We start from the raw sequence: 1,634 nt of genomic DNA, 5'->3' as shown, positions 1-1,634 counted from the left end.
TACGCGCGGGATCTGTTCGATGGGGTGTCGGCGGGGGAGTTGGGTGGTCGGTTGTTGCGGTTGTTGGGGCAGGTGGTGGCTGATCCGGGGGTGCGGTTGAGTGGGTTGGGGGTGTTGTCGGATGTGGAGGTTTCGGAGGCGTTGGCGCGGGGGCGGGGGCCTGTGGCCTTGCCGTCATGGGGTTCGTCGTCGGTGGTGGGTTTGGTGGGGGTGTTGCGGGAGCGGGTTGTGGAGTGTCCTGGGGCGGTTGCGTTGGAGTGGGAGGGTGGTGAGTTGTCCTATGCCGCGTTGCTGGCGCGTGTGGAGGCGGTGGCGGCTGGTCTGGTGGCGCGGGGAGTGGGGCGTGAGCAGGTCGTTCCGGTGTTGATGGAGCGGTCTGTGGACACGGTGGTGGCGTTGTTGGGTGTGTTGTTGGCGGGTGGGGTGTATATGCCGGTGCATACGGCGTATCCGCGGGCCCGGGTGGAGGCGTTGCTGGATCGGGTGGGTGCTGGTGTGGTTCTGGTCGATGAGACGTGGGCGGAGTACGGGACACGGGTGGAGGACGTGGCGGTGGTTTCGGGTGTGTTGCCGGTGTGGCCGGTGGTGTTGCCCGATCAGCTGGCGTATGTGATGTTCACGTCGGGTTCGACGGGTGAGCCGAAGGGTATTGCGGTCAGTCACCAGAATGTGCTGGATCTGGTCCGTGAGCCGTCGTGGGGGGTCGATGCGTCGTCGAGGGTCCTCTTCCAGGCGCCGCATGCTTTCGATGGTTCGGTGTATGAGTTGTGGCTGCCTTTGCTGGTGGGTGCGCGGATCGTGGTTGCGCCGCCGGGTGACTGGGCGCCCGGGCTTCTGGCCCGGCACGGGGTCACGCATCTGAGTGTGACCGCGGGGTTGTTCCGGGTGCTGGCGGAGGAGGCGCCGGAGGCGTTGTCGGGCTTGGTGGAGGTGACCACGGGCGGTGATGTGGTGCCTGCGGCCGCGGTGCGCCGGGTGCTGGAGGCGTGCCCGGGTCTCATCGTCCGTACGACCTATGGTCCTACCGAGGCGACGCTCTGTGTGACCGGCCGGCCGTGGAGGTGTGGTGAGGAGCCGGACGGGCTCGTGCCACTGGGGCGTTCGTTCGACAACACCACGCTCCTGGTGCTTGATGAGGCGTTGCGTCCGGTTCCGCCGGGTGTGGTGGCGGAGTTGTATCTCGCCGGTGCTGGTCTGGCCCGGGGTTATTTGGGCCGAAGTGATCTGACGGCCTCACGTTTCGTGGCCAGCCCGTTCGGTGTCGGTGAGCGGATGTATCGGACGGGTGACCTGGTGCGCTGGACCCGTGGTGGTGACCTGCTTTTCGTGGGGCGTGCGGATGCGCAGGTGAAGATCCGTGGTTTCCGTGTCGAGCTCGGGGAGGTCGAAGCGGTACTGGCCGCGGTCGACGGTATCGCGCAGGCGGCGGTGTTCCTGCGTGAGGACCAGCCCGGCGAGAAGCGGATCGTCGGCTATCTCATCCCCGAAGCGGGTGCGCTGCTGGACGCGGACGAGATCCGCGCCGAGCTGGCCGCCCGGCTGCCCGACTACATGGTCCCGGCCGCCCTGCTCGCACTGGAAGCCTTCCCACTCACCCCGAACGGCAAGATCGACCACAAGGTCCTGCCCGCTCC

The 1,634-nt window shown here is 67.3% G+C and carries 1 protein-coding gene; it reads left to right on the top strand.

The window, feature by feature from the left end:
- Positions 1–273: 273 nt before the first annotated feature.
- Positions 274–1,634 (top strand): amino acid adenylation domain-containing protein (locus tag ACZ7IB_RS49225; RefSeq protein ID WP_470921904.1); only part of this gene is annotated, 1,361 nt, incomplete at its 3' end.

The sequence above is a fragment of the Streptomyces sp. NPDC037301 genome (assembly GCF_055602785.1).
Note: the sequence above shows the minus strand (reverse complement) of the source record. Positions and strands in the feature narration are given on the sequence as shown.